Origin of the sequence: Enterobacter sp. 168J2, assembly GCF_034107265.1 — a bacterium.
In the GTDB taxonomy this organism is placed as follows: Bacteria; Pseudomonadota; Gammaproteobacteria; order Enterobacterales; family Enterobacteriaceae; genus Enterobacter; species Enterobacter nematophilus.
On record NZ_JAWNEB010000003.1, the window covers coordinates 301,750 to 326,663 of the forward strand.

Here is a 24,914-nt window from a genome sequence, read left to right on the forward strand (position 1 = left end):
ATTGATTTCAGGAGCGCTGCTTTATCGAAACTGACAATCGCTGTCGCGTTCTGGACAACGCGAATTAGTGCGCGCCACCGCCGCCGCCGCCGGCGCCAAACGGCGGTCTGGCAAACCACACCAGCCCCAGCAGGACGATGAAGATCCCCGCCGATATCCAGAAAATCTCGTTTGCCGAGATAATCAGCCCCTGGTTGGTGATCTGCTGGGCAATCCAGCCGGATGCCTGCTGCTCCGTCATCCCCATGCCCTGAAGCTGACTGTACATCTGCTGGGCATTCGGATTGTACGGGTTCACCGCTTCGGTCAGCTGGGCGTGGTGCATCGATTCACGGTTGGTCCACAGGGTGGTGGTGATCGACGTCCCGATGGAGCCCGCCAGCGTACGGGTGAAGTTCGACAGGCTCGACGCCGCCGCCAGACGCTCAGGCGGCAGCCCAGAGAGCGTAATGGTGGTCAGCGGCATAAAGAAGCACGCCACCGCAAAGCCCTGAATGAACTGCGGCCACGCCGAGGCGCCAAAGTCCATTCCCGGCTCAAAGGTATACGCGCGCCAGTAGAAGCACACGGCGTACATAATGAAGCTGAACGTCACCAGCCGACGCATGTCGAGCTTGTGGGCGAAGCGGCCAATAATTGGCGACAGCAGGACCGGGATCACCCCAACGGGCGCCGAGGCCAGACCCGCCCAGGTCGCGGTATAGCCATACACCTCCTGCAACAGCTGCGGCAGCAGAACAATCGCGCCGAAGTAGAGCATATAGGCGAGGCTGATACACAGGCAGCCGATGGTAAAGTTTCGCGATTTGAAGAGCGAGAGATCGACAATCGGATTGTCGTCCGTCAGCTCCCAGACAATCAGGAAGCTTATCGACACCACCGCGACAATGGTCAGGATGATGATTTCCTGCGAGTTGAACCAGTCGAGCTCTTTACCGCGGTCGAGCATAATCTGCAGGCTGCCGATGCCAAGGATCAGCAGCGCCAGCCCGATGCTGTCGATACGGCGCTGTTCGGTTCGCGTCTCTCGTCCCCGCAGCGATTGCAGCGTCATCAATACCACGACGGCGCCAATCGGTACGTTGATGAAGAAGATCCAGCCCCAGTGATAATTATCGCTGATGTACCCGCCCAGGATCGGTCCGCAGATAGGAGCGACGATAACGGTCATTGACCACAGCGCCAGCGCGACCGAACGTTTTGCTGGGGGGTAGTTGCTCAGCAGCAAACTCTGCGAGAGGGGGATCAGCGGCCCGGCGACAATCCCCTGAATGACGCGGAAGAAAATCAGCATCGTCAGGCTGCTGGACATGCCGCACGCCCAGGAGGCAAGAACAAACGCCACCGTGGACCAGAGGAACAGCTTCACCTCACCGACGCGCTTCGCCAGCCAGCCGGTGATAGGGATGGAGATGGCGTTTGCCACCCCGAACGAGGTAATGACCCAGGTCCCCTGGCTCAGCGACGAGCCAAGGTTACCGGCAATGGTTGGGATCGCCACGTTTGCGATGGTGGAGTCCAGCACCTGCATGAATGTCGCCAGCGATAGCGCAATGGTCATAATGACCAGCTGCGCGCCTTCCAGCGGTTTTTGCGGCTTTTGCTGTTGCATAACGCTCACCTTCGGATTAACCGGCGTTTGCCTTCACGATGTCATCGATCAGCTTGTTGACCGGATCGAGGCTAATTTCACGGGCGTTACTTTCATAAGCCGGCGTGCTTCGCACCTGGCTTGCGAGGATCTGACCGTCGCGGTTGGCGGTATCCACCGTCACAAGCGTTGAGAGGCCGATACGCAGCGGGTGATCCGCCAGCTGTTTGGCATCCAGCTCGATACGCACGGGCAGACGCTGAACCACTTTGATCCAGTTACCGGTGGCGTTTTGCGCAGGCAGCAGGGAGAAGGCGCTGCCGGTCCCCATATCCAGACCCACCACTTTCCCCGTGTACTTCACGTCATCGCCGTAGATGTCGCTGACGACCGTCGCGGTTTGGCCGATACGCATATGGGCAAGCTGCGTCTCTTTAAAGTTGGCGTCTACCCACAGGTTGTCTGCCGGCACGACCGCCATCAGCGGCGTGGTTGGGCTAATCTGCGCCCCTGGCTGGACGGAACGGCGGGAGACGTAGCCGGTCATCGGGCTGACGATTTTGGTACGCTGCAGGGCAAGCCATGCGTTGCGTACTTCGGTCGCCGCCTGCTGTACGGCGGGCTGGTTTTCGAGGCTGGTGCCGAGCACCATCGCCTGGTTGGCGTTGTACTGTTGAATCGCCACGTCCAGCTGTGCCTGTGCGCTGGCAACCGCGTCGCGCGCGTGCTGCAGCTCTTCACGGCCAATCAGGTTAGCGGTGCCGAGCGGTACACGGCGGTTCAGGTCGCTCTGCGCCTGCGCGAGTGCGGTTTTCTGCACGTCGATGTTGGCCTGCAGCTGTTTACTGTTGATCATCAGCTGGCGGGTCTGACGGACGCTGGAGGCCAGCGCGGTTTGGGCTTTCTCAAAGGCCTGCTGGGCGTCGGTCGGATCGAGGGTCACCAACACATCGCCTTTTTGCACAAAGTCGGTATTGTCAGCCCAGACTTTCGTCACGCTGCCCGACACCTGCGCCATAATCTGTACCTGGTTCCCTGCCACGTATGCGTCGTCAGTCTCTTCTGCATGACGCAATACTAAAAACCAATAGATCCCATATGCCACGGCAATAATAATAAAGAGCAAGGTCAACAGAAGAAGGGCACTTTTACGTTTGCCTTTCTTATTGGCCGGTTGCTGCGGGGTAGTGCTCTCCGCATTTGCGCTCATTGTTGTTCTCCACGATCTTCTTATTTTCACATCGGCTGAGCCGACCTGTTGTCAGAAAGGCCAGCAGTGTGACGTGCTGGCCTGTCGGTTTTCTTTTATAAATCTGGATTGTTGAGCGTGTCGTCGCGTTAGCGCAGCGCCTCAAGAACGGCGCCTTCTTCATCCATCTGGTCCAGACGGGTGAGCAGCTTGCGAGTGATGTGCTCAAGCTGGTCGCGCTCGGCGGTGCTGAGGGCAGACCAGAGTTTGTGCAGGCAATTGTGCTGAGGTGGCAGCACCTCGCGCAGGAACTGGTGACCTTTATCGGTCAATTGCAGATGCAGGCAGCGGCGATCGTTATCGCTTTCACGGCGCTCAATCCAGCCGCGCTTTTCCAGCTCATCGGCAATACGGGTCGCATTGGTACGGGACGATCCCAGCGCGCAGCTCAGCTCAGAAGGCTGAATGCTGTGATTTTCCTGAGACTCCAGCGTAATCAACGCCATAAACAACGTCTCGTTAATCCCTTGAGCTTTCAGCATTTTATTACGATTTTCCAGCAGCTTACCCTGCATGTGCATGCACAGACGGGTCAGCAGGATTTCCTGATACGGGAAGTCCTCATGACGACTGGCGCGGAATTTAAGCATTTGTTCAATGGGCGTAAACGAACTATCCATTTTGGGCATAACCTCATTAATTACAGCCGATATAGTAACGATGGTGACAAATAATGTAAATGAATTATTTGTGCGGTTATATCCGCCAAACGAATGCCACCATCAGAAAGCGCCGGGTAAGTCCGTGACCCGGTGAGCACAGAAAGCGTAGGGTATAAACCCGCTGAAGAGAGGATGTGGGGACGGGGGTCTGAACTATTCATGCCAATTGTAGATATGTCACCCACATTAAAATTTCTGGGATAAATGATTACGTTTACATTAACAGACTGCCGGGCCCCTTTACACCCTAAGAGGCCCAAAGCAATGTAAAACTTAATGAATTGCTTCCTGACGATGGTAGCCGCGCCACCATACAACCAGGTTAAGCGCGGCGACGATTGCCCCTATCCCGCACACGCCTGACCAGCCGGCATGCTGCCACGCCGACGCTGAAATTAACGAACCCGCCGCACCCCCAATGAAGTAGCTGGTCATGTATCCGGCCGTGAGGCGGTTACGCGCCTCGGGCTTCACGCGGTAAATCACGGTCTGGTTGGTGATGTGAACGCCCTGTACGGTGAGGTCGAGCACCAGAATACCGACGATCAGCGCCAGCACCGAGACGTGCCCATACCAGATGGCCGCCCAGGAGAGCAGGAGCAAAATCAGTCCGGCTGTCGTGGTCATGTGCGATTTGCCTTTATCAGCCAGCCCGCCTGCCGGGCGAGCGCCCAGTGCGCCTGCAGCACCGGCCAGGCCGAACAGACCAATCACCCCTTCGGAATAATTGAACGGCGGCGCGGCCAGCAGAAACGCCATCGACGTCCAGAGAATGCTGAAGTTAGCGAAGGTTAAACATCCCAGCAGGGCGCGGGTGCGCAGCAGTTTATCCTGCGTGAACAGGCTAAATACGGAGGCCAGAAGCTGCGGGTAATTCAGGTGGTTCTCCTGCTTCACCTTCGGCAGGCCGCGCCACAGCGCCAGCGCCATCACCACCATCAATACGCTCGCCACCCAGTAAACGGTGCGCCAGCCGCCGAGGCTTGCCAGCAGCCCCGCGACGGTACGCGCCAGCAGGATCCCGAGCAGCAGGCCGCTCATAATTGTGCCGACCACCTTGCCGCGTTTTTCCGGCGAGGCTAGGGTCGCGGCGAGGGGGACCAGGATTTGCGCGACGACGGAGAAAAGCCCCGTTAGCGCGGTACCGACGATCATCATCGTCAGCGACTGGCTGCTGGCGGTGATCAGCATGCCGCCTGCCGCCAGAAGCGTCATCGAAACGATCAGCATCCGGCGCTCAAACATATCGCCGAGCGGCACCAGGAACAGCAGCCCGGCGGCGTAGCCAAGCTGTGCTGCCGTCACGATGAAGCCAGCGGAGCTGGCAGAGAGATTGAACGCGCGGGCGATAGTGTCGAGCAGAGGCTGCGCGTAATAGTTGCTGGCGACCGCCAGACCCGTTGCCACGGACATTAAAAGGATAAGTGCGGGGCTAAGCCCTTGAGTTGTTTTCGTCATTGGTTTCAGGAATCGTTAGTTAAGTGATTATTTTTCCGGAAACCATAATAACCAATGATTGTGAATGTTGGGGGATTGTTACGTGCTGGATTGTGCGGTTTATGCCCCTCACCCCAGCCCTCTCCCCAAAGGGGAGAGGGTGTATAAAGTTCCCTCTCCCCTTTGGGGAGAGGGTTAGAGTGAGGGGGTTGTTTTTACTTCTGCGCCTCAAGCGCCTCTTTCACCCAGCCGTCGAACTGCTGCTGGTGGGCTTTGATCCAGCCGTCCACGTGGCCTTTCACATCCGCCTCAGAGGATTTGCCCGCGTGCATCATCGCATTCTGGGCGTTGATGTCCGCCAGCGGCAGCTTCATCACCGAGAACAGCTTCGCCGCCGCCGGGTTTTTCTCGGCCCAGTCTTTGTTGGCCACGATATGCATGGTGTTCACCGGGAAGCCATAGTTCATGCCGTTCGGCAGCCTGGTGTCGATATCTTTCTGCTCGCCCGGCAGGGAGGAGAACGGCACCTGCAGCCACACCACGTCTTTACCCGGCTTCAGCACGTCGCTCACCCAGTACGGCGTCCAGGTGTAGTAGATCACCGGCTTGCCCTCTTTAAAGCGGGCAATGGTGTCGGCCATCATCGCCGAGTAGTTGCCGTGGCTCACGTCGACGGTTTTCGCCAGATCGAACGCTTTGTTCTGGTGGTTAATCACCGCTTCACAGCCCCAGCCCGGCGAGCAGCCCATCATGTCGGCCTTGCCGTCACCGTTGGTGTCGAACAGTCGGGCGATCTTCGGATCTTTCAGCTGCTCAATATTGGTGATGTGATACTTATCCGCGGTTTTCTTGTCGATCAGATAACCCTGAGCCGCACCCGTCACGAAGGTGCCTTCGCGATAGAATTTCTTATCCCCACCGGCGGCGGCATACATGTCGTCATGCAGCGGCTGCCAGTTCACGGCGGTAAAGGTGGCGTCGCCGGAGGCAATCGAGGTGTAACCCACGTTGTAATCCACTTCACTCGGCGTGTTGACCGTATAGCCCAGCTTCTCCAGCGCGCGGCTGACGATCAGGGTCTGGAAGCTCTCTTCCGAAATGGTGCTCTGCACCGGCTGCACGGTAATGCCTTTGCCCGGCAGGTCAGCGGCAAACGCGCTGGTGGAGACAAGGGTGGCAAACGCGGTAGCAAAAAGTACGCTCTGTCGCATCGTTGTTCCTTATTTTGTAAATGGGCGGGTCAGTAACCCGACAGGGCCGGTGGTGTACCAGCGACGGTTGCCGCGACTGCGTGAATCACGACCGACGGCCTGGGTCAGGCGGTCAAGAATAATGGCGAGGATCACAATCCCGACGCCGCCAACGGTGGCCAGCCCCATGTCGAGACGGCCAATGCCGCGCAGCACCATCTGGCCGAGACCGCCAACGGCGATCATCGAGGCAATCACCACCATCGACAGGGCCAGCATCAGCGTCTGGTTAACGCCCGCCATGATGGTCGGCATCGCCAGCGGAAGCTGAACCTTAAACAGCATCTGGCGCGGGCTGGCGCCGAACGAGCGCGAGGCCTCAATCAGATCCGCCGGCACCTGGTTAATCCCCAGGATGGTCAGACGGATAATCGGCGGCAGGGCGAAGATAATGGTCACCACCACGCCCGGCACGTTACCGATGCCGAACAGCATCACGATAGGCACCAGATAGACGAACGCCGGCGTGGTCTGCATCGCATCCAGCAGGGGACGAATAATCTTCGCCGCCCGCGGGCTGCGCGCCAGCCAGATCCCCATCGGTAGCCCGATGACGATGCAGAAGAGCAGGGCGGTCAGCACCAATGCCAGGGTGATCATCGCCTGCGACCACGCGCCAATCGCGCCGATGGCGATCAGGGAGATCAGCGTGGCGATGCCCATCCCCGCGCTGCCGAACTGCCATGCGATCAGAGAGAACAGGATAATGGCCACCGGCGCCGGCATGCCGAGCATCAGCTGCTGGAAGCCGTTCAGGATGTAATCCACCGGGACGCGGATCCCCTGGAAGACCGGGCGGAAGTGGGTGACCACCCAGTCGATCCCCTCCGTGACCCAGCTGTCCAGCGGGATCAGCGTTTTATGAAACGGATCCATGATGTTGAAGTGTTCTGGCGCAGGCGCGGGCGCGCTGTTCAGCCAGTCCGCGCCGCCGCCGTCGGCAGGTGCAGGCGTGGAGCCCCACGCGTCGGCGGATTGCGCAGCGCCGTCCGCTGCCTCAGCGGTGCCCCACGGGTTAGTTTGGTCAGCCATTGTTTGCCCCCTCGCGATCTAAAGCCTGCAGCAGCATCCGTTTGGAGATGATGCCAACGTACTGTTGTTCCTCACCCACGACCGGCACGGCGCACGGCGCCTGGCCCACGTGAGAGAGCAACTCGCTGAGCGGCGTTTCGGCGTCCACGGCAAGCGGAGCGTCAATTAACGCCGCATCGATGCCCTGGCTTTCGCTAAGCGCGGTTTTCAGGGAGTCGATGGAGACAACGCCGACAAACTTATTGCCGCGTTCAACCAGATAACCATATTCACGGTCTTCGTCCTGCAGCAGCTTAAGCGCGGAGCGCGGGCCGAAGCCTGGCGTTTTACGGATAATGCCGTTCGGCGTTCGGCGGGCAATATCTTTGGCGCTAAACACCTGGCTAATATCCACGCCGCGGAAGAAGGTACGCACGTAATCATTCGCCGGATTATTGAGAATTTCATCCGGCGTGCCGACCTGAACCACCTCTCCGTTTTGCATAATGGCAATGCGGTCGCCAATACGCATGGCTTCATCTAAATCGTGGGAAATAAAGACAATAGTTCGCTGATGTTTAGCCTGTAATTTTACCAGCTCATCCTGCATCTCGGTGCGAATTAACGGATCGAGGGCGGAGAAGGCTTCATCCATTAATAATATGTCTGGATTAATGGCTAACGCGCGGGCTAATCCGACGCGCTGACGCATCCCGCCGGAAAGTTCATCCGGATACGCGTGAGCATAATTTTCGAGCCCCACCTGACGCAGGGCATCCAGGGCTTTTTCCTGACGTTCCTGAGCGGGCGTACCGGCTAATTCCATGCCGAAGGCGGTATTATCCAGCACCGTCATGTGCGGCATCAGCGCGAATGACTGAAACACCATTGCGATCTTCTTTCTGCGCACCTCGCGAAGCTCTGCGTCTGATATTCTGGCGATATCCACGCCGTCAATCAGCACCTGTCCGCGGGTGGGTTCAATCAGGCGATTGAGAAGGCGAACCATAGTGGATTTACCCGAACCGGATAACCCCATGATGACAAAAATCTCGCCTTCTTCAATGGCCAGACTGGCGTCTTTAACGCCAAGCGATAGCCCGGTTTTTTCCAGAATTTGCTCTTTCGAAAGGCCTTTCTCAATATATTTGAATGCGCGCTGCGGGTGCTCGCCAAATATTTTATAAAGATTTTTCACTTCTAATTTAATTGCCATGCAATAGAGAGTGTCCTGTTATTTGTTTATGTCGATATGATTACCATGGTAAATTGTTAACGGGCATAACCCTAACATACTCAGAATCTGAGACAACCCTGAGTTGGCCTGACGCCGTAATTTTGCGATAAGCGAAACGGCTGAATTTCCCATGAATAAAGGGCTGAGGGCGGTTTGAATTTTTCTCAATTTTTTGCTGCTGCGTCGGGAAATTCGCCTGAATCGGTGTGATTCAGGCGAATATGACGGGGAAATTACAGTGTAGTGCCTGGGGAAATAGTGGTGTCGAAATAATGTGATTTATATTTAATTAATGAACGTTAATTCATACATTAAAAATCCCAGTCCTCATCTTCTGTCTCCACCGCTTTACCCATCACGTACGACGATCCGGACCCGGAGAAGAAATCGTGGTTTTCATCGGCATTCGGCGACAGCGCCGCCAGAATAGCCGGGTTTACCTCCGCCATCTCCGGCGGGAATAGCGCGTCGTAGCCCAGGTTCATCAGCGCTTTGTTCGCGTTGTAGCAGAGGAACGCTTTTACGTCCTCTTCCCAGCCCGTTCCGGCGTACAGTTCTTCGGTATAGCTCAGCTCGTTGTCGTACAGATCCATCAGCAAATCGAGGGCGAAACCTTTGAGTTCCTCGCGTTTTTCCGGACTGACTTTCTCCAGCCCTTTCTGGTACTTATAGCCGATGTAATACCCGTGCACCGCCTCGTCACGGATGATGAGGCGAATCAAATCGGCGGTATTGGTGAGCTTGCCCCGGCTCGACCAGTACATCGGCAGCCAGAAGCCGGAATAGAAGAGGAAGGATTCCAGAAACACGCTGGCGATCTTCTTCTTCAGCGGCTCGTCGGCGCGGTAATATTCCAGCACCAGCTCCGCCTTGCGCTGCAATGACTCGCTCTCTTCGCTCCAGGCGTAGGCTGCATCAACGTCTTTGGTCTGGCACAGCGTCGAGAAAATCGAGCTGTAGGAGCGGGCGTGCACCGCCTCCATAAAGCTGATGTTCGACATCACCGCCTCTTCGTGCGGCGTCAGCGCATCGCTCATCAGTGCGGGGGCACCGACGGTATTCTGAATGGTGTCCAGCAGCGTCAGACCGGTAAAGACGCGGATCGTCAGCTGCTGCTCGGCGTGGCTCAGCGTCTGCCAGGCCGGAATATCATTGGAGAGCGGCACCTTTTCCGGCAGCCAGAAGTTGCTGGTCAGGCGGTTCCACACCTCCAGGTCTTTATCGTCCTGGATTTTGTTCCAGTTAACGGCACTCACGCGTGACAGTTTCATCCTTTCTCCTTACAGCGCGCAGGACACGCAGCCTTCGATTTCGGTGCCTTCCAGCGCAAGCTGGCGCAGGCGAATGTAGTACAGCGTTTTGATGCCTTTCTTCCAGGCGTAGATCTGCGCTTTATTGATGTCCCGCGTGGTGGCGGTGTCCGGGAAGAAGAGCGTCAGCGACAGCCCCTGATCCACGTGCTTTGTCGCCTCGGCGTAGGTATCAATGATTTTCTCCGGGCCGATTTCGTACGCGTCCTGGTACAGCGCCAGGTTCTCGTTGGTCATAAACGGGGCAGGGTAGTAGACGCGTCCGGTTTTGCCTTCTTTACGAATTTCAATCTTCGACACGATCGGATGAATGCTTGACGTGGCGTGGTTGATGTAGGAAATCGAACCGGTTGGCGGCACGGCCTGCAGGTTTTGGTTATAGATGCCGTAGCGCATCACGTCGTCGCGCAGCTGCTGCCACATCTCGCGCGTCGGCAGGGTAATCCCCGCGCGGGCGAACAGTTCGCGCACTTTTTTGGTTTTTGGCTGCCACTCGCCTTCCAGATACTGGCTGAAATACGCCCCGCTGGCGTAGCGCGACTGCTCAAAGCCTGCGAACCGCTGGCTGCGCTCGCGCGCCAGCATCATTGAGGTGTGCAGCGCATGCCAGGTGACGGTGTAGAAATAGAGGTTGGTGAAGTCCAGCCCCTCCGGACTGCCGTAGGCGATGCCCTCGCGCGCCAGATACCCGTGCAGGTTCATCTGCCCCAGGCCGATGGCGTGCGACGCGGCGTTGCCCGCCTCGATGGAGGGCACGCTGCGGATGTGGCTCATGTCGGAGACCGCCGTCAGCCCGCGAATGGCGGTCTCCACCGTGCGGCCAAAATCTGGCGAATCCATGGTGTGGGCAATATTGAGCGAGCCGAGGTTGCAGGAGATATCTTTGCCGATCTCCGCATAGTCCAGGTTCTCGTCGTAGCTGGACGCGCTGTTGACCTGCAAAATTTCCGAGCACAGGTTGCTCATGTTGATGCGCCCGGCAATCGGGTTGGCGCGGTTTACCGTGTCTTCGTACATGATGTACGGATAGCCGGATTCAAACTGAATTTCGGCCAGCGTCTGGAAGAAATCGCGGGCGTTGATGTACTTCTTGCGAATGCGATTGTCGGCTACCAGCTCGTCGTACAGCTCGCTGATGGCCACGTCGCCAAAGGCTTTGCCGTAAATTCGCTCCACGTCATACGGCGAGAAAAGCGCCATGTCGGCATTCTCTTTGGCCAGTTTAAAGGTGATGTCCGGGATCGTCACGCCGAGCGACAGGGTTTTGATGCGGATTTTTTCGTCTGCGTTTTCGCGCTTGGTATCGAGAAAACGCAGAATGTCCGGGTGATGCGCGTGCAGGTAAACCGCTCCCGCGCCCTGGCGTGCGCCAAGCTGGTTGGCATAGGAGAACGCATCTTCCAGCATCTTCATCACCGGGATCACGCCGGAGGACTGGTTTTCGATGCGCTTGATTGGCGCGCCCGCTTCACGCAGGTTCGAGAGCAGAAACGCCACGCCGCCGCCGCGTTTGGAAAGCTGCAGCGCCGAATTCACCGCGCGACCAATCGACTCCATATTGTCTTCGATGCGCAGCAGGAAGCAGGAGACCAGCTCGCCGCGCTGGGCTTTACCGCAGTTGAGAAACGTCGGCGTGGCGGGCTGGAAGCGGCCGGAGAGGATCTCCTCCGTCAGCCGTTCAGCCAGCGCTTCATCGCCCTGGGCCAGCGTCAGCGCCACCATCACGGTGCGATCTTCAAAGCTTTCCAGGTAGCGTTTGCCGTCGAAGGTTTTCAGGGTGTAGCTGGTGTAGAACTTCCACGCGCCGAGAAAAGTCTGGAAACGAAAACCGCTGGCATGGGCGCGTTCAAACAGCTTCACCACGAAGGCGCGGTCGTAGCGGGTCAGCACGCGCTCCTCGTAATAACCTTCATTAACCAGATAGTCGAGACGTTCCTGCTGGCTGCCAAAAGCGACGCTGTTCGGACGGACGTGGGCGGCGAAAAAGGCCTCTACCGCCTCGCGATCTTTGCCAAACTGAATATGCCCCTCCCGGTCATAGAGGTTAAGCATCGCGTTTAATGCGTGGTAGTCCGGCGTAGCCTGAATTACCCGTTCTGCGGTTGTCGTTGCCAAAATTCGTTCACTCCTTTACGCACGTTTTCTACGTCCTGCTGTGTCCCCATCAGCTCAAAGCGATAGAGATACGGCACGCCGCATTTTTGAGAGATGACATCCCCGGCGCGGCCAAAGGCATCGCCAAAATTACGATTGCCCGCCGCGATCACGCCCCGAATCAGTTCCCGGTTATGAGGATCGTTCAGGAAACGGATCACCTGGCGAGGTACCGCTCCTGCCGTACCGCCCCCACCATAGCTGGGCACCACCAGAATGTAAGGTTCGTCCACCTGAATGCGCTCCCGCTCGTTGAGCGGAATACGCACCGCAGGCAGCCCGAGGCGCTCAATAAAGCGGAGCGTGTTTTCTGAGCTGCTGGAGAAGAAGACCAGCCCACTCATGCACGCGTGGCCTGAGCGCTCAGGCGGTTAATCATGTCCGGGCGAAAGCCAGACCAGCTGGTATCACCGGCAACCACCACCGGAAGCTGACGAAATCCCTGTTCGCGCAGGGTATCCGCGGCCTCGGGCACCAGGTCGATATTCACCATCTCAAACGCCACGCCGCGGCTCTCCATCGCCCGTTTGGTGGCGTGGCACTGAACGCAATCGTTACGAGTGTAAATAATAATGCTCATGATTCGTATTTCCATTTAGAATGAGAAAACGGCGCGAGTTAACGCGTCATAGAGTATGTGTCTTTCTAAAGGGAATACTAGATGTAGTTAAGAAAAGATTCAACCATACAAGATATGGGAAATTCAGATTGATGTTGCCCTGATGATGAGCACAGCGGGGCAGGGCTGGCTGTACGGGTTTTTCAGGCTTATGGGCATAAAAAAGCCCCGGTGCCTGAGGCTACCGGGGTTGAGAACGCGGGCTTACTTACGCAGGCTGAGCAGGGCTCCGACAAAAATGCCGACCGCCGCGACGGTGCCCAGCGTACAAAGCGGTTTTTCACGTACGAAGGTCGTAGCACAGCTTGCCATGTCGCAGGCAGCCTGCGTAGCGCGTGAACGTCCGTTCATACGGGCGCGGGTTTCACGGAGCAGAGACTGAGCCTTACGTTTCGCAGCATCTGCTTCATCCTTCGCATCCGATCCCCAGGATTTCAGCACTTCCTCAAGCGTGTCCGCTAATTGGCTGACATCATTACGAATATCCTGCGCGTCGTCGTTAATATCGTTTCGGTTCGGTCTGTTAAACATACGATCCTCCGTAATTTTGTGTTCCCGTTTAGTTTAGTTCAGAAATTTAATATCTGAAGCGCGTCACGCGTTATCCGCCAGTTTATGGACTATTCTGAAAGCCCTGCTAATGCTGATTACTGTAAGGTTGCCGGGCAGGAAAAGATAACGAGGAAAAGATATGTATTTACGACCTGACGAGGTGGCACGCGTTCTTGAAAAAGAGGGATTCACCATGGATGAGGTGACGCCAAAAGCGTATGGATATCGCCGCGGCGAGAATTATGTTTATGTTAATCGTGAAGCCAGGATGGGACGTACCGCTCTCATTATTCACCCGACGCTGAAAGACAGAAGTCTGTCATTTGCTGAGCCTGCCTCGGATATTAAAACCTGCGATCACTATCAGCAATTTCCGCTCTATTTAGGCGGTGAACGGCATGAGCATTATGGTATTCCGCACGGTTTCAGTTCGCGTATGGCGCTGGAGCGGTTTCTGAAGGGACTGTTTGGCGACGTACAGTAAATCTGCGACTGGCTTTCGCCAGTCGCTTCACATTACGCTTTTACCTGGCCGTACTGGCTGACCTTAAACAGGCGGCGGCAGTAGTCGAGGAAATAGCCGTATACCGCACCCATTAGCATTGATACCACGATATTCGAACTGACCGCTGCGGCGATCTGGTGCCAGTCCGCGCCCACTGTCAGGAGAATAGCCACGTAGACCGGAGACTGGAACGTGACGTACGCCAGCACGTCGGCAAGGTTTTTCATCCAGCCCGCCGGGCTGATACGGCGCGCGAAACGCATGACGGCATCGCGGTATAGCCCGTAAGGCCATGCGATAATAATATTGACCGGGATCGCCACCAGACGAGAAGAAAGTGACTGCTCGAAGGTCATTCCGGAGAGGAATATTTCAATCAGCATGTTCACAACGGAACAGTAGACAACCATCGCGAAAGTATCCGCCACCGCGTGGCGCAGGCGAGATTGCGGCGAGAACATGTCTGAACTCCTTGAGAAGAACGCAGTGGAATCGGTTTTCCTTCAGCGGTTAGTGCTTTAGGTTGGTTTGTTTGAGGTGTATAGCGTATATCTCTATCTTTGAACTAACAACTAGTGATTAATTTTTATTTAATCGCCTTTTGTCCACAAAATTCTCTAAAGTTGATTGTTTTTTGTTCGGTTCGTTATAATCTGTCTCATTCAAGATGTTATCTTTATAAATCATTAAGTTAACATTTTCACTGCTGACGCAAAAATCCGCTCCCCTGATGGGGGCGCAGTATGCTGTGATTTGGATTAAAGTTGACCATTTATATTGATACGGTGATTGGATCAACATGTTTCCCGCAAATGCTCTGCGCTATTATTAACGGCGATATTTAAATATATTTACATTTATGCCCGAAAGGCCCCTTGGGTAGATATTTCATCTGAAATGAATTATTCTGTTGGCGATTTATCTATTTACCCCAAAGAAAAGGTTTTCAATAATATGTCTTTGACGTTACAGAATCTTAATAATATCCGAACCCTGCGCGCGATGGCGCGTGAATTATCCCTGGACGTTCTTGAGGAAATGCTGGAAAAGGTCAGGGTCGTTACTGAAGAAAAACGCAATGAGCTGGCGGAATTAGAGCAGCAGCGCGCTGAACAGCAGGAAAAAATTAATGCCCTGCTGGAACTGATGAAAGCCGACGGTATTTCTCCGACTGACCTGCTGGGTTCAGAACTGGCGCAGGCGGGTAAACCGACTAAAAAGCGTAAACCGCGTGAAGCGAAATATCGCTTTATTGACCAGAACGGTGAAGAGAAAACGTGGACCGGCCAGGGCCGCACGCCGAAGCCTATTGCCAGCGCGCTGGCAGAGGGTAAATCACTGGATGATTTTCTGATCTAATACGTGGACCGGGCGGAACACGCCGCCCGGTTGTCTGTTCAGCAGACGCCGAAATCACCTTCTTCGGTATACGGCGCCAAATCGGCCGCTTTCAGCGTATATTTCTCACCCTGTTCATTGCTGGCCTGTACCGCCACCACGCTTTCACCGTTCACTTCGAGCACTTTCAGCTTTGGGCCGCCTTTAAGCGGTTGCACATAATCACCGACAGAAAACATATAACCTCCTCATCGTTTTAGCGATCTTCACCTTAGCCGACGTCTGATGCCGGGTACAGCGTAATTCATTGATTACTGCTTATGAGGTACGACGGTTCCACGGCATCACTTTCAGCAACCGTGCCATACCGCAAAAACCTGTCACACCGGCGAACAGCAGCCCGGCACCGACGAAACCGCTCAGCAGGAAAAAGCCGCTGGAGACGCTATAACCCAGCACCACGCCGCAGAGGATCAGCAGCCCGGCGGCAATTTGTACCTGCCGCATCAGCGGGAGCGGCTGGGTTTTATCTTCAACGGTCAGCAAGCCGGCCTGCTTCCAGCCCTGAAGGCCACCCTCAACCACGAAGGCCTGAGCGGGCAACGCTGCCTGCGCAAGTCGCGCAGCATTGTTTGATGTCCGTGCCCCGGACTGACAGTGAAAAATCACCGTTTCACCAGGGGCAGCGTTGAGCCCGCCGGGTAAAGAATCCAGCGGTATGGAGTGCGCTGCCGGAATATGCTCGCGGGCATACTCGTCGGGATCGCGAATATCAATCAGTTTTGCGCCTTCTTTAATAAGCGCGTTCGCCTGCTGCGGCGAAATAAGAGAAAGAGACATGGTGTTTCCTTACGGTCAATTTCTGAGTAGTAGAACATTTAAGGAAGGGCTTAAGCCAGTGTAAAGAGGGTAAAGGCAGGTAAAAGCGCGAGAGGCGAATGGCAGTAACCCGTAAACTGACTATGCTTAGAGAAATGTCTCTTTTAATTTTCAATTGGTTAGCTTGCACGGAGTGATTATGGGTTTTTGGCGCGTTGTATTTACGATTATTCTCCCGCCGCTGGGCGTTCTGCTTGGCAAGGGATTGGGCTGGGCGTTTATTCTGAACATCCTTCTGACCATTCTGGGCTACTTCCCGGGCCTTATCCACGCGTTTTGGGTGCAGACGAAAAACTAGGTACGCCACAGTAAATCACTGTAGATGCCGGTCAGTACGCCCGCTGGACCAAACTGCTGTTTGATCCAGCGCGTCACCTGGCCGGTCGCCGCATGCTGCGTGGCGAGCAGCATGCGCGAGTCCTGACGCGGGTTGTTGATGCGCCGCGTGATGAGCAGACCGTCTTCCACTGCCTCCCTCACCATGTATTCCGGCAAAAAGCCAATCCCTTCCCCCAGAATCTGACACTGGCATTTGGTGTTGAAATCCGGCACCAGAATCGCCTCCTGTCCGTGCAGCAGCCAGCCGACCTTCTTGTTGATGGTATGCGCGGTGTCTTCCACCATGATGTTGGGATACAGGCGCAGCTGGCTCTCCGCTATCGGTTCGGGAACAAAGGCGAGGGGGTGTTCCGGCGCGATGGCAAAGACCCAGCGGATGGCGCCGATCTCGGTGTAATCAATCCCGCCGCCGTCCAGCAGGGTGTCCGGCGCGCCAATCGCGATGTTGGCCTGATTGTTGATGATCGAGTCCCAGACGCCGTTATACACCTCGGTCGTCACCGTGATCTGGCAGGTGGGAAACTGCTTTTTCAGCACCTGCAGCAGCCTTGCGGTATGGCGCGGCGTATAGAGGAGCTGATTAATGCAGATGCGCACCCGCGCCTCGATGCCCTGTGAAATGGTATCAATCCCGCGCTTGATGGCGTGAAAATCGTTCAGCAGGTCGGTGGCCTTACGGTAAAAGTAAAAGCCGGACTCCGTCAGCTCGATGCTGCGCGTGTTACGCACAAACAGCACCACGTCCAGCCCGGTCTCCATGCGCTTGATGGTGTAGCTGATGGCGGAGGTCGTCACGCCCAGCTCGGCGGCGGCTTTGCTGAAGCTGCCGAAGCGCGCCGCGGTGGTGAAGGCCAGCAGATTCTCTTCGGTAAAGATGGAATTCATATCACGGCATCCTCAGTCATCAGTTTTGAACATATTTTAACAGCGCCGTTACATCACATTTGAAGTAGGTCACAGTTCTGACTATTTACGCGAAGCCGCGTCATGCAAGGCTTTTTAAACCATAAGGATAATGCTGCCTGAGGCGCTAAAAAGCGGTAAACCATAAGAAAAAGGTTGCACAGACGCACGTTTTAGCCTGACTGTTGAATTTAACTCAACAATGAATTGCGTGTCGATGAATCATTTTTAAGCGGATTCTTTTGTGACCAGGCTGTTGCTATTCTCAGGTCATCAGAAGTGAAACATTGGGAGACTGAATATGTCTGCAAACGCACTCGTTACGGAATTTCTGCTGGCGGCAGAAGAGGGCAACATCGACGCGCTAAAAGCCTGCCTGGATAACGGCGTGGATATTAACGCCACCAACCGCCAGAAAAGAACCGCCATTATTATTGCCAGCCTGAAAAAGCATTACGCCTGCGTGGAATTTTTAATTGCCGCCGGCGCGGATATTGATAAACAGGACCAGACCTGTTTTAACCCTTTCCTGATTAGCTGCCTGACAAATGATTTAACCCTGCTGCGCATCGTTCTTCCGGCGAATCCGGATCTTGACCGTCTGACGCGCTTTGGCGGCGTGGGCATTACCCCTGCCAGTGAAAAAGGCCACGTTGAAATCGTCCGCGAGCTGCTGGAAAAAACCGATATTAACGTCAACCACACCAACTTTGTCGGCTGGACGCCGCTGCTGGAAGCCATCGTGCTGAATGACGGCGGCGCGAAGCAGCAGGAAATTGTGAAGCTGCTGCTGGACCACGGCGCGAACCCGCACATGACCGATAAATACGGTAAAACCCCGCTCGAACTGGCGCGGGAAAAAGGCTTCGATGCAATAGCCGACCTGCTGCTGGCGGCGGGCGCATAACGCATTCGGCCAGCCACGTCCGGCTGGCCGTTAATTCAAAAAAGTATTTTTACCGACGTGCATTCTGCGCGACGGCGGCCCCCTTTTATCCGCATTCAGGAGAAAACAATGCCAACCAAAATCGTCATAAAAAAGAACACGTACTTTGATTCGGTGTCGTTGATGTCCGTTTCCACCAAAGCCAATAAATTGCCGGGCGTCGAGCAGGCCTTTGTCGCCATGGCGACGGAAATGAACAAAGGCGTATTAAAAAACCTCGGGCTATTAACGCCGGAATTAGCCGATGCCAAAAACGGCGACCTGATGATCGTGATTAAAGGCGACGCGGCGAATGATGAAACCCTGGCCGCTATTGAGGCGTTATTCACGCGTAAAGAGAGCGGCGGCACCCACGAAGCACGCTACGCGACGATTGCCAGCGCCAAAACCCATCGCCCGGACAGCAACCTTGCGGTGATTTCCGTTAACGGCACCTTTGCCGCACGCGAAGCGCGCCAGGCGCTGGAAAACGATCTTAACGTCATGCTCTTTTCCGATAACGTGTCCCTCGACGACGAGCTGTCGCTGAAGCAGCTGGCGCACCAGAAAGGGCTGCTGATGATGGGGCCGGACTGCGGCACCGCCATTATCAACGGCGCGGGATTGTGCTTCGCCAACGCGGTGCGCCGCGGGCCGATTGGGATCGTCGGCGCCTCCGGCACCGGCAGCCAGGAGCTGAGCGTGCGCATCCATGAATTCGGCGGCGGCGTGTCGCAGCTGATCGGCACCGGCGGGCGCGATCTCAGCGAGAAAATCGGCGGCCTGATGATGCTCGACGCTATCGACATGCTCGAAGCGGACGAGGGCACCCAGGTCATCGCGCTGATCTCCAAGCCGCCGGCCCCTGCCGTGGCGGAGAAGGTGCTGGCCCGCGCGCGCGCCTGCCGCAAGCCGGTGGTTGTCTGTTTCCTCGGCCGCAGCGAACCGCCCGCCGATGAAGACGGCCTGCAGTTTGCCCGCGGCACCAAAGAGGCGGCGCTGAAGGCGGTGCTGCTCACCGGCGTTAAAAAAGAGTCGCTGGATTTACACCCGCTCAACTGGCCGCTGATTGAAGAGGTGCGCGCCCGCCTGACGCCGCAGCAGAAGTACATTCGCGGCCTGTTCTGCGGCGGCACCCTGTGCGATGAGGCGATGTTCGCGGCGCTTGCGAAATTCGACGACGTCTACAGCAACATCCAGCCGGATCCGGCTAAGCGTCTCAAAGACATCAGCGTTAGCCAGGCCCACACCTTCCTCGACTTCGGCGACGACGACTTCACCAACGGCAAGCCGCACCCGATGATCGACCCGACCAACCGCATCAGCCGCCTGCTACAGGAGGCGCGCGATCCGGAGGTGGGCGTCATCGTGATGGACTTCGTGCTCGGCTTCGGCGCGCACGAGGATCCGGTCGGCGTGATGCTCGACGCTATCAAAGAGGCGCAGGCGATCGCGAAGGCCGATAACCGTCCGCTGGAGATCCTCGGCTACGTGCTCGGCACCGACCAGGATCCGCAGTCGCTGGCGCAGCAGTGCCAGCTGTTGACGGACGCAGGCGTCATCTGGGCCAGCAGCAGCACCAATACCGGATTACTGGCACGCGAATTTGTCTGCAAAGGGGAGAAAGCATAATGACGACCTTATTCAACCAGCCGCTGAACGTGATTAACGTCGGCATTGCGATGTTCAGCGACGATCTCAAAAAACAGCACGTTCCCGTCACCCGGCTCGACTGGACGCCGCCGGGGCAGGGCAATATGCAGGTGGTGGAGGCGCTCGACCAGCTGGCGGAAAAACCGCTGGCGGAGAAGATCGCCGCCGCGAACAACATCGCCCTTGAGCGCATTATTCAGTCCCATCCGGTTCTGGTGGGCTATGACCAGGCGATTAACGTGGTGCCGGGCATGACCCGCACCACCATTCTGCACGCCGGTCCGCCGGTTTCCTGGGAGAACATGTGCGGGGCGATGAAGGGCGCGGTCACCGGGGCGCTGGTGTTTGAAGGGCTGGCGACGGATCTGGAGGATGCCGCAAGGCTGGCGGCTTCAGGCGATATCACCTTCTCGCCGTGCCACGAGCACGACTGCGTGGGCTCGATGGCGGGCGTTACCTCTGCCTCGATGTTTATGCACATCGTTGAGAACAAAACCTACGGCAACCGCGCGTTCACCAACCTCAGCGAGCAGATGGCGAAGATCCTGCGCATGGGCGCCAACGACCAGAGCGTGATCGACCGTCTGAACTGGATGCGCGACGTGCTCGGCCCGATGCTGCGCGACGCGATGAAGATTATCGGCGAAATCGACCTGCGCCTGATGCTGGCCCAGGCGCTGCACATGGGCGACGAGTGCCACAACCGCAACAACGCGGGCACCACGCTGCTGATCCAGGCCCTGACGCCGGGGCTGATCCAGGCGGGCTATCCTGTGGAGCAGCAGCGCGAGGTGTTTGAGTTTGTCGCCAGCAGCGACTACTTCTCCGGCCCAACGTGGATGGCGATGTGTAAAGCCGCGCTGGACGCCGCCCACGGCATTGAGTACAGCACCGTCGTCACCACTATGGCGCGCAACGGCTACGAGTTCGGCCTGCGCGTCTCCGGCCTGCCGGGGCAATGGTTCACCGGCCCGGCGCAGCAGGTGATTGGCCCGATGTTCGCGGGCTACAGGCCGGAAGATTCCGGGCTGGACATCGGCGACAGCGCCATCACCGAAACCTACGGCATCGGCGGCTTTGCGATGGCGACGGCCCCGGCCATCGTTGCGCTGGTGGGCGGCACGGTGGAGGAAGCGATCGACTTCTCCCGCCAGATGCGCGAGATCACCCTCGGCGAAAACCCGAACGTCACCATTCCGCTGCTCTCGTTTATGGGCATTCCAACCGCCATCGACATCACGAAGGTTGCGGGCAGCGGCATTCTGCCGGTCATTAATACCGCCATTGCCCATAAGGACGCGGGCATCGGCATGATTGGGGCGGGCATCGTTCACCCGCCGTTTAGCTGTTTTGAAAAGGCGCTGTTGACCTTCCGCGATCGCTACTTTTTATAAGGCATGCATCCATGAAAAACATGAAACTGGAGTGGAAAAGAGGTGACTGGGCGGCATATTTCGGGTTGATGACCAACAACTTAACGAATTTGCTGACCATGATGGGGCTGCTCATTTTTGTCGTCGGCATCCCGAAGGAGATTGTTTATGGACGCATCGCGCCGGCCTTCGGGCTGGCGGTGCTGGTGGCGAGTATTTGCTATGCGTGGTTTGGCCTGCAGATGGCGCGCGCCACCGGACGAACGGACGTCACCGCGCTGCCGTCCGGCCCGAGCGCACCCTCAATTTTTACCGTGACCTTTCTGGTGCTGATGCCGGTTTATCAGCAGACCGGTGATGCGGATTTCGCGATCCAGATCGGCCTGGTGTGGTGCTTCGTGGAGGCGATGATCCTCGCGGGCGGTTCGTTCCTGGGGGAGACCATCCGCAAGATGATCCCGCGTACCGTGCTGCTGTCGTGCCTGTCCGGGCTTGGCCTGCTGCTGCTGGCGATGAACCCGATGCTGCAGGCGTTCGAAGCGCCTACCGTGTCGTTCATCGTCCTGCTGCTGATCTTTATCAACTGGTTCGGTAAAAAGCCGATTTTCGCCAAAATCCCGACAGGTCTGCTGTTGCTGATTGCCGGTACGGCATTAGCGTGGATCTCCGGCCTGCAAAGCCCGGAAGCCATCAAAGCGTCTATGTCCTCCTTCGGCTTTAACCCGCCGCAGGTGCACGTGGACAGCTTTATGCAGGGGCTGCCGCACGCGCTGCCGTATCTGGCATCCGCCGTGCCGCTGGGGCTGGCTAACTACATCTTTGACCTGGAGAACATCGAAAGCGCCCACGCGGCGGGGGATGAGTACCCGACCCGCAAGGTAATGCTGGCGAACGGCCTGGCGTCGATGCTCGGCTGCCTGATGGGCAACCCGTTCCCGGTCACGGTCTACGTCGGCCACCCGGGCTGGAAAGCGATGGGCGCCAGCATCGGCTACACGCTGGCCTCCGGGGTGACCATGTTCATCGTGCCGCTGTTCGGGCTGGGGGCGTTTATGCTCGCCATCATTCCGATGACCGCCATCGTGCCGATTCTGGTGTTTATCGGCGTCGTCACCGCCAACCAGGTGGTGAGGGAGACGCCCAAAGTGGAGGTGCCGGTGATCTTCATCTGCCTGTTCCCGTGGATCGCCAACTGGGCGCTGACCATGATGAACAGCGTGATGGGAGCGGCGGGCACCAGCGCGGCGAAAATCGGCACCGACGTGCTGCACAGCAAAGGGATTTACTACGAAGGCCTGGTGCACCTCGGTAACGGCGCGCCGCTCGCCAGCATGCTCTGGGGCTGTATCGCCATCTTCGCCATCATCAACAAGCCGCTGCGCGGGGCCGTTGCGGCGGCGGGTGGGGCGCTGCTGGCGCTGTTTGGGGTGATCCACGCCCCGGTGGTGGGCTTCGCCGAGGGCAGTTCGCTGATGTTCGTCACGGCCTACCTGATGATGGGCGGCATGTTTGTGGTGAAGCATTTCCTCGACAGCCGGGAAGTTGCGAGCGCTGAAGTTACCGTTGCGAAGGAAAACGTATGAAAGAGCTTATGGTCGTCGCCATCGGCGGCAACAGCATTATCAAAGACAACGCCAGCCAGTCGGTTGAACATCAGGCGCAGGCGGTGAAAGCGGTGGCAGAGTCGGTGCTGGAAATGCTGGCCTCGGACTATGACATCGTGCTCACCCACGGTAACGGCCCCCAGGTGGGGCTGGATCTGCGTCGTGCCGAAATCGCCCACGAGCGGGAGGGGCTGCCGCTGACCCCGCTGGCCAACTGCGTGGCGGACACCCAGGGCGGTATCGGCTACCTCATCCAGCAGGCGCTTAACAACCGCCTGGCGGCGCGCGGCGAGCAGAAAGCGGTCACGGTCGTTACCCAGGTGGAGGTGGATAAAAACGATCCCGCCTTTACGCAACCGACGAAACCGATCGGCGCGTTCTTTAGCGAGGCGCAGCGCGACGAACTGCAGCAGGCGCACCCGGACTGGCATTTTGTCGAGGACTCAGGCCGCGGCTATCGCCGCGTGGTGGCCTCGCCGCAGCCGCTGCGGATTGTCGAGGCGGATGCCATCAAGACCCTCACGCAGAAAGGTTTTGTGGTGATCGGCGCGGGCGGGGGCGGTATTCCGGTCGTACGCAGCGAACAGGGCGACTACCAGAGCGTCGATGCGGTGATTGATAAAGATCTCTCCACCGCGCTGCTGGCGCGCGAGATCCGCGCCGACGTGCTGGCGATCACAACCGGCGTGGAGAAGGTGTGCGTTAACTTCGGCAAGCCGAACCAGCAGGCGCTGGACACTATCAGCGTGGCGCAGATGACGCGCTACATGGACGAAGGCCACTTCCCGGCGGGCAGCATGCTGCCCAAAATCGTCGCGTCGCTGGAGTTTTTACGCCACGGCGGCAGACGCGTGATCATCACCTCGCCTGACTGCCTGCCCGCGGCGCTGCGCGGTGAAACGGGTACCCATATTGTTAATGAAGGAAGATAAGATGAATGAGAATAAAAGCCGCCGCGAGTTTATCAGCCAGAGCGGCAAAATGGTCACCGCCTGCGCGCTGTTTGGCGCCACCGGCTCCGTCGCGTATGCTGCCGACTCAGCAAAGCCAACCTGCGAGACGGGCAAACCGATGAACATCACCGCGAAACACTACTACCTCGACAACGTGCTGCTGGAGGCCGGATTCAACTTCGACGGCAGCGTGGCGACGAGCACCCGCACCGAGCTGAAAACGCTGGAGATCAAAGACGGGAAGATCGTTGCCCTGCGCGACAACGGCAGCCACGCCGACGCGACCCTGCCGCACTACGACGCGGGTAAAAAGCTGATGCTTCCGGCGATGCGCGACATGCACATTCACCTGGATAAAACCTTCTACGGCGGTCCGTGGCGCTCGCTGAACCGCCCGGCAGGCACCACCATTCAGGACATGATCCGCCTTGAACAGAAGCTGCTGCCGGAGCTACAGCCCTACACCCAGGAGCGCGCGGAGGCGCTTATCGACCTGATCCAGTCGAAAGGCTCTACCATCGCCCGCAGCCACTGCAATATTGAGCCGGTCTCCGGCCTGAAAAACCTGGAAAATCTGCAGGCGGTTCTGGCGCGCCGGGCCGCAGGCTTTGACTGCGAAATCGTCGCCTTCCCGCAGCACGGCCTGCTGCTCTCCAGCGCTGAAAAGCTGATGCGCGAGGCGATGCAGGCCGGGGCGCACTACGTGGGCGGGCTGGACCCAACCAGCGTTGACGGCGCGATGGAGAAATCCCTCGATACCATGTTCCAGATTGCGCTGGATTACGACAAAGGGGTGGACATTCACCTGCACGAAACCAGCCCGGCGGGCGTGGCTGCGGTGAACTACATGGTCGAAACCGTGGAGAAAACGCCGGAACTGAAGGGGAAGCTGACCATCAGCCACGCCTTCGCGCTGGCGACGCTCAACGAGCAGCAGGTGGATGAGATTGCCACCCGCATGGCGGCGCAGCAGGTGACCATCGCCTCCACCGTGCCGATTGGCACCCTGCACATGCCGCTGAAGCAGCTGCGGGAGAAGGGCGTGTTCGTGATGACGGGTACCGACAGCGTGATCGACCACTGGTCGCCGTACGGTTTAGGGGACATGCTGGAAAAAGCCAACCTCTACGCCCAGCTCTACATTCGCCCGAACGAGCAGGCGCTCTCCCGCGCGCTCGGCATCGCCACCGGCGACGTGCTGCCGCTGAACGATAAAGGTGAACGCGTATGGCCGAAAGCGCAGGATGACGCCAGCTTTGTGCTGGTGGATGCCTCCTGCTCCGCCGAGGCGGTGGCGCGCATTTCACCGCGTACCGCGACGTTCCACAAGGGCAACCTCGTCTGGGGCACGGTCGCCTGACGCCACGTTG

Annotated in this window: 25 protein-coding genes; 9 read left to right on the forward strand and 16 right to left on the reverse strand. The window is 57.5% G+C overall.

Annotated features, from left to right (window positions below; all coding sequences use genetic code 11):
* Positions 1-64 precede the first annotated feature (64 nt).
* From emrB to USG84_RS12065, 12 genes are all read right to left on the reverse strand, one after another.
* Positions 65-1,612, reverse strand: coding sequence for a multidrug efflux MFS transporter permease subunit EmrB (gene emrB / locus USG84_RS12010; RefSeq protein ID WP_028014182.1), 1,548 nt, complete (start codon positions 1,610-1,612; stop codon positions 65-67).
* 16 nt (positions 1,613-1,628) lie between these two features.
* The gene (emrA, locus tag USG84_RS12015; protein ID WP_061097297.1) at positions 1,629-2,801 is read right to left on the reverse strand and encodes a multidrug efflux MFS transporter periplasmic adaptor subunit EmrA; all 1,173 of its coding nucleotides are present in this window, start codon (positions 2,799-2,801) and stop codon (positions 1,629-1,631) included.
* A gap of 128 nt (positions 2,802-2,929) precedes the next feature.
* Positions 2,930-3,460, reverse strand: coding sequence for a transcriptional repressor MprA (gene mprA / locus USG84_RS12020; RefSeq protein ID WP_061099626.1), 531 nt, complete (start codon positions 3,458-3,460; stop codon positions 2,930-2,932).
* 315 nt (positions 3,461-3,775) lie between these two features.
* Entirely contained in the window at positions 3,776-4,960 is a 1,185-nt protein-coding gene (locus USG84_RS12025; protein WP_151412884.1) for an MFS transporter, read from the reverse strand.
* A 194-nt stretch (positions 4,961-5,154) separates the two neighbouring features.
* On the reverse strand, positions 5,155-6,150 hold the full coding sequence (proX, locus tag USG84_RS12030; RefSeq protein WP_253543148.1) for a glycine betaine/L-proline ABC transporter substrate-binding protein ProX: 996 nt from the start codon (positions 6,148-6,150) through the stop codon (positions 5,155-5,157).
* A gap of 9 nt (positions 6,151-6,159) precedes the next feature.
* On the reverse strand, positions 6,160-7,221 hold the full coding sequence (gene proW, locus USG84_RS12035) for a glycine betaine/L-proline ABC transporter permease ProW (protein WP_061097300.1): 1,062 nt from the start codon (positions 7,219-7,221) through the stop codon (positions 6,160-6,162).
* Positions 7,214-8,416: a glycine betaine/L-proline ABC transporter ATP-binding protein ProV gene (gene proV / locus USG84_RS12040; RefSeq protein ID WP_253543147.1), complete on the reverse strand. Its 1,203-nt coding sequence runs from the start codon at positions 8,414-8,416 to the stop codon at positions 7,214-7,216. The genes proW and proV overlap by 8 nt, the downstream gene beginning before the upstream one ends.
* Positions 8,417-8,748: 332 nt before the next feature.
* The gene (nrdF, locus tag USG84_RS12045) at positions 8,749-9,708 is read right to left on the reverse strand and encodes a class 1b ribonucleoside-diphosphate reductase subunit beta (RefSeq protein WP_151412883.1); all 960 of its coding nucleotides are present in this window, start codon (positions 9,706-9,708) and stop codon (positions 8,749-8,751) included.
* A gap of 9 nt (positions 9,709-9,717) precedes the next feature.
* The gene (nrdE, locus tag USG84_RS12050; RefSeq protein ID WP_253543145.1) at positions 9,718-11,862 is read right to left on the reverse strand and encodes a class 1b ribonucleoside-diphosphate reductase subunit alpha; all 2,145 of its coding nucleotides are present in this window, start codon (positions 11,860-11,862) and stop codon (positions 9,718-9,720) included.
* Positions 11,835-12,245, reverse strand: a complete 411-nt coding sequence (gene nrdI, locus USG84_RS12055) for a class Ib ribonucleoside-diphosphate reductase assembly flavoprotein NrdI (RefSeq protein ID WP_151412882.1) — start codon at positions 12,243-12,245, stop codon at positions 11,835-11,837. Before nrdI ends, nrdE begins: the two co-directional genes overlap by 28 nt.
* On the reverse strand, positions 12,242-12,481 hold the full coding sequence (gene nrdH / locus USG84_RS12060) for a glutaredoxin-like protein NrdH (RefSeq protein ID WP_080441995.1): 240 nt from the start codon (positions 12,479-12,481) through the stop codon (positions 12,242-12,244). Before nrdH ends, nrdI begins: the two co-directional genes overlap by 4 nt.
* A gap of 243 nt (positions 12,482-12,724) precedes the next feature.
* A complete protein-coding gene (locus USG84_RS12065) occupies positions 12,725-13,051 on the reverse strand; it encodes a DUF883 domain-containing protein (protein ID WP_023308924.1) in 327 nt (108 codons plus the stop codon).
* Between the two features lie 160 nt (positions 13,052-13,211).
* On the opposite strand from USG84_RS12065, the gene USG84_RS12070 reads away from it, so the two are divergent.
* Positions 13,212-13,556 carry a DUF2002 family protein gene (locus USG84_RS12070; protein WP_023308923.1) on the forward strand — a complete coding sequence of 115 codons (345 nt, stop codon included), beginning with the start codon at positions 13,212-13,214 and terminating at the stop codon, positions 13,554-13,556.
* 32 nt (positions 13,557-13,588) lie between these two features.
* On the opposite strand, the gene alaE is transcribed toward USG84_RS12070, so the two are convergent.
* Complete coding sequence (alaE, locus tag USG84_RS12075; protein WP_028014172.1) at positions 13,589-14,038, reverse strand: L-alanine exporter AlaE; 450 nt, start codon at positions 14,036-14,038, stop codon at positions 13,589-13,591.
* A gap of 493 nt (positions 14,039-14,531) precedes the next feature.
* Between alaE and stpA the strand changes: the two genes are divergently transcribed.
* Entirely contained in the window at positions 14,532-14,936 is a 405-nt protein-coding gene (stpA, locus tag USG84_RS12080; protein WP_061099627.1) for a DNA-binding protein StpA, read from the forward strand.
* A 38-nt stretch (positions 14,937-14,974) separates the two neighbouring features.
* Here stpA and USG84_RS12085 read toward each other — a convergent pair whose 3' ends face one another.
* Positions 14,975-15,154, reverse strand: coding sequence for a hypothetical protein (locus USG84_RS12085; RefSeq protein ID WP_061097306.1), 180 nt, complete (start codon positions 15,152-15,154; stop codon positions 14,975-14,977).
* A gap of 79 nt (positions 15,155-15,233) precedes the next feature.
* Positions 15,234-15,755: a rhodanese family protein gene (locus tag USG84_RS12090; protein ID WP_151412880.1), complete on the reverse strand. Its 522-nt coding sequence runs from the start codon at positions 15,753-15,755 to the stop codon at positions 15,234-15,236.
* A gap of 178 nt (positions 15,756-15,933) precedes the next feature.
* Here USG84_RS12090 and USG84_RS12095 point away from each other — a divergent pair, with 178 nt between their 5' ends.
* Complete coding sequence (locus USG84_RS12095) at positions 15,934-16,092, forward strand: YqaE/Pmp3 family membrane protein (protein ID WP_032644909.1); 159 nt, start codon at positions 15,934-15,936, stop codon at positions 16,090-16,092.
* Here the strand turns inward: USG84_RS12095 and USG84_RS12100 are convergent.
* Complete coding sequence (locus USG84_RS12100) at positions 16,089-17,018, reverse strand: LysR substrate-binding domain-containing protein (protein WP_253543143.1); 930 nt, start codon at positions 17,016-17,018, stop codon at positions 16,089-16,091. The two genes, USG84_RS12095 and USG84_RS12100, sit on opposite strands and share 4 nt — an antisense overlap.
* A 319-nt stretch (positions 17,019-17,337) precedes the next feature.
* Here USG84_RS12100 and USG84_RS12105 point away from each other — a divergent pair, with 319 nt between their 5' ends.
* The 6 genes from USG84_RS12105 to USG84_RS12130 all read left to right on the forward strand — a co-directional run bounded on the left by USG84_RS12105 (position 17,338) and on the right by USG84_RS12130 (position 24,904).
* On the forward strand, positions 17,338-17,943 hold the full coding sequence (locus tag USG84_RS12105; protein ID WP_041908539.1) for an ankyrin repeat domain-containing protein: 606 nt from the start codon (positions 17,338-17,340) through the stop codon (positions 17,941-17,943).
* A gap of 108 nt (positions 17,944-18,051) precedes the next feature.
* A complete protein-coding gene (gene fdrA, locus USG84_RS12110; protein ID WP_253543142.1) occupies positions 18,052-19,593 on the forward strand; it encodes an acyl-CoA synthetase FdrA in 1,542 nt (513 codons plus the stop codon).
* A complete protein-coding gene (locus USG84_RS12115) occupies positions 19,593-21,008 on the forward strand; it encodes a DUF1116 domain-containing protein (protein ID WP_320738282.1) in 1,416 nt (471 codons plus the stop codon). Before fdrA ends, USG84_RS12115 begins: the two co-directional genes overlap by 1 nt.
* 11 nt (positions 21,009-21,019) lie before the next feature.
* The gene (locus USG84_RS12120) at positions 21,020-22,570 is read left to right on the forward strand and encodes a hypothetical protein (protein WP_061097312.1); all 1,551 of its coding nucleotides are present in this window, start codon (positions 21,020-21,022) and stop codon (positions 22,568-22,570) included.
* Positions 22,567-23,523, forward strand: a complete 957-nt coding sequence (locus USG84_RS12125) for a carbamate kinase family protein (RefSeq protein ID WP_061097313.1) — start codon at positions 22,567-22,569, stop codon at positions 23,521-23,523. Before USG84_RS12120 ends, USG84_RS12125 begins: the two co-directional genes overlap by 4 nt.
* A 1-nt stretch (position 23,524) precedes the next feature.
* Complete coding sequence (locus USG84_RS12130) at positions 23,525-24,904, forward strand: amidohydrolase family protein (protein WP_320738283.1); 1,380 nt, start codon at positions 23,525-23,527, stop codon at positions 24,902-24,904.
* Positions 24,905-24,914: the final 10 nt, after the last annotated feature.

What these genes read in the sequence shown, in the direction of transcription:
- emrB (WP_028014182.1), bottom strand. Translation starts at nt 1,612, where the DNA reads ATGCAACAGCAAAAGCCGCAAAAACCGCTGGAAGGCGCGCAGCTGGTC.
- emrA (WP_061097297.1), bottom strand. Translation starts at nt 2,801, where the DNA reads ATGAGCGCAAATGCGGAGAGCACTACCCCGCAGCAACCGGCCAATAAG.
- mprA (WP_061099626.1), bottom strand. Translation starts at nt 3,460, where the DNA reads ATGGATAGTTCGTTTACGCCCATTGAACAAATGCTTAAATTCCGCGCC.
- USG84_RS12025 (WP_151412884.1), bottom strand. Translation starts at nt 4,960, where the DNA reads ATGACGAAAACAACTCAAGGGCTTAGCCCCGCACTTATCCTTTTAATG.
- proX (WP_253543148.1), bottom strand. Translation starts at nt 6,150, where the DNA reads ATGCGACAGAGCGTACTTTTTGCTACCGCGTTTGCCACCCTTGTCTCC.
- proW (WP_061097300.1), bottom strand. Translation starts at nt 7,221, where the DNA reads ATGGCTGACCAAACTAACCCGTGGGGCACCGCTGAGGCAGCGGACGGC.
- proV (WP_253543147.1), bottom strand. Translation starts at nt 8,416, where the DNA reads ATGGCAATTAAATTAGAAGTGAAAAATCTTTATAAAATATTTGGCGAG.
- nrdF (WP_151412883.1), bottom strand. Translation starts at nt 9,708, where the DNA reads ATGAAACTGTCACGCGTGAGTGCCGTTAACTGGAACAAAATCCAGGAC.
- nrdI (WP_151412882.1), bottom strand. Translation starts at nt 12,245, where the DNA reads ATGAGTGGGCTGGTCTTCTTCTCCAGCAGCTCAGAAAACACGCTCCGC.
- nrdH (WP_080441995.1), bottom strand. Translation starts at nt 12,481, where the DNA reads ATGAGCATTATTATTTACACTCGTAACGATTGCGTTCAGTGCCACGCC.
- USG84_RS12065 (WP_023308924.1), bottom strand. Translation starts at nt 13,051, where the DNA reads ATGTTTAACAGACCGAACCGAAACGATATTAACGACGACGCGCAGGAT.
- USG84_RS12070 (WP_023308923.1), top strand. Translation starts at nt 13,212, where the DNA reads ATGTATTTACGACCTGACGAGGTGGCACGCGTTCTTGAAAAAGAGGGA.
- alaE (WP_028014172.1), bottom strand. Translation starts at nt 14,038, where the DNA reads ATGTTCTCGCCGCAATCTCGCCTGCGCCACGCGGTGGCGGATACTTTC.
- stpA (WP_061099627.1), top strand. Translation starts at nt 14,532, where the DNA reads ATGTCTTTGACGTTACAGAATCTTAATAATATCCGAACCCTGCGCGCG.
- USG84_RS12085 (WP_061097306.1), bottom strand. Translation starts at nt 15,154, where the DNA reads ATGTTTTCTGTCGGTGATTATGTGCAACCGCTTAAAGGCGGCCCAAAG.
- USG84_RS12090 (WP_151412880.1), bottom strand. Translation starts at nt 15,755, where the DNA reads ATGTCTCTTTCTCTTATTTCGCCGCAGCAGGCGAACGCGCTTATTAAA.
- USG84_RS12095 (WP_032644909.1), top strand. Translation starts at nt 15,934, where the DNA reads ATGGGTTTTTGGCGCGTTGTATTTACGATTATTCTCCCGCCGCTGGGC.
- USG84_RS12100 (WP_253543143.1), bottom strand. Translation starts at nt 17,018, where the DNA reads ATGAATTCCATCTTTACCGAAGAGAATCTGCTGGCCTTCACCACCGCG.
- USG84_RS12105 (WP_041908539.1), top strand. Translation starts at nt 17,338, where the DNA reads ATGTCTGCAAACGCACTCGTTACGGAATTTCTGCTGGCGGCAGAAGAG.
- fdrA (WP_253543142.1), top strand. Translation starts at nt 18,052, where the DNA reads ATGCCAACCAAAATCGTCATAAAAAAGAACACGTACTTTGATTCGGTG.
- USG84_RS12115 (WP_320738282.1), top strand. Translation starts at nt 19,593, where the DNA reads ATGACGACCTTATTCAACCAGCCGCTGAACGTGATTAACGTCGGCATT.
- USG84_RS12120 (WP_061097312.1), top strand. Translation starts at nt 21,020, where the DNA reads ATGAAAAACATGAAACTGGAGTGGAAAAGAGGTGACTGGGCGGCATAT.
- USG84_RS12125 (WP_061097313.1), top strand. Translation starts at nt 22,567, where the DNA reads ATGAAAGAGCTTATGGTCGTCGCCATCGGCGGCAACAGCATTATCAAA.
- USG84_RS12130 (WP_320738283.1), top strand. Translation starts at nt 23,525, where the DNA reads ATGAATGAGAATAAAAGCCGCCGCGAGTTTATCAGCCAGAGCGGCAAA.